We start from the raw sequence: 1,497 nt of genomic DNA, 5'->3' as shown, positions 1-1,497 counted from the left end.
TGAAGTGAACCCCCAAGGTTGGACAACAAATTCAACCTTGGGGGTTTTACTATGTCTAAATTCACTTTCGAGTTTCGTACAAAGGTGGTCACTGAGTACCTGACCGGTAAAAGCAGCACTTCTCTAGCAAAGGAATACGGTGTTAGTAATGATGCTATTGTTTTGAACTGGGTTCATCTGTTCCAAAGGTATGGACTTGATGGTTTGAAGCATCGTTCCATGGATCAAGATTATTCTAGTCACTTCAAAATCGATGTATTAAACTGGAAGGAACAAAATCACGCCTCACTTCCAGTAACTGCCTTACATTTCAACCTATCATCGCCTAGTACAATTTGGCAATGGGCACGACGCTTTAAGAAACTGGGAATTGAGGGTCTTGAGCGAAAACGAGGAAACCCAAAAGCAATGACAAAGCATAAAAACAAACGAGCTAAGAACCAGTCAGCCCCAGCTTCTAAAGATGACAAAGCTAAGTTAAAACAGCTAGAAAAAGAAAATGAAATGTTAAGAATTGAGAACAGCTTCTTAAAAAAACTCGATGCCTTAGCACGGAAAAAATCCACACAAGAGAACTCACGGCACTAGTAGCTGAGTTAAGGCAGGAATTTCAGGTTTCAATTAAACTAGTTCTCAAAGTGGTTAAGATTCCGCGTAGCACATATTATTATGCGCAGACTCATTCTGGACGCGTATTTGATGACGATCAACTCATTCAAGCGATTGATGAAATCCGTCAGCAGGATCCAAAATATACCAAGAAATATGGTTATCGTCGACTGACTAATGCACTAGGTGAATTAGGGTTCAAGGTCAACCACAAACGCGTATTACGCATCATGCATGACCATGACTGGCTGTGCCAGGCTTTTAATCGTCAAAAACGTAAATATAACTCATATCAGGGAACGGTTGGGAAAATTTCTCCAAACCGTCTGAATCGTCGTTTTATGACGGATCGTCCCTATCAAAAACTAGTCGCGGATGTTAGTGAATTCAGATATGGTAGCATGAGCCAGAGTGAACGTGTTTATCTAGAGCCAATTCTGGACCTGTTTTCGGGAGAAGTTTTAGCATTTAATATCAGTAACCACCCAACAGTGGAGTTTGCGGTCAAGCCATTGAAAGAAGCTCTCGATCGTCTACCAAAGCTCAAGTATCGAACCACTGTTCATACGGATCAAGGTTTCCAATATCAGCATTATAATTGGCAGCAGACTCTAAAAAATCATCGGGTCTTTCAAAGCATGTCCCGTAAGGCGACCTGTTTAGACAATGCCGTAGTAGAATCATTTTTCCACATCATGAAAGCCGAAGTTATGGACGAGCATTTTGAAGATCAAGCATCACTAGTTCAAGCTATGACTAACTGGATTGATTTCTACAATCAACGTCGTATCAAAATAAAACTGAACGGCAAGTCTCCAGTACAATACCGGAAACTCGCCGTTCAGAAAGCAGCTTAATATATTTGTCCAACTTTAAGGGTTCACTTCA

The 1,497-nt window shown here is 40.9% G+C and carries 2 protein-coding genes; both read left to right on the top strand.

Annotation, left to right across the window (positions count from 1 at the left end):
• Positions 1-51: 51 nt before the first annotated feature.
• Complete coding sequence (locus LDK34_RS12485) at positions 52-588, top strand: helix-turn-helix domain-containing protein (RefSeq protein ID WP_225439154.1); 537 nt, start codon at positions 52-54, stop codon at positions 586-588.
• Complete coding sequence (locus LDK34_RS12480; protein ID WP_225439169.1) at positions 561-1,466, top strand: IS3 family transposase; 906 nt, start codon at positions 561-563, stop codon at positions 1,464-1,466. Before LDK34_RS12485 ends, LDK34_RS12480 begins: the two co-directional genes overlap by 28 nt.
• Positions 1,467-1,497 lie beyond the last annotated feature (31 nt).

It is taken from the genome of Furfurilactobacillus milii, assembly GCF_021654115.1.
Taxonomy (GTDB): domain Bacteria; phylum Bacillota; class Bacilli; order Lactobacillales; family Lactobacillaceae; genus Furfurilactobacillus; species Furfurilactobacillus milii.
This window is presented reverse-complemented; position numbering and strand designations above follow the sequence as displayed.

Coding starts and splice junctions, on each gene's coding strand:
- LDK34_RS12485 (WP_225439154.1), top strand. CDS start 52: ATGTCTAAATTCACTTTCGAGTTTCGTACAAAGGTGGTCACTGAGTAC.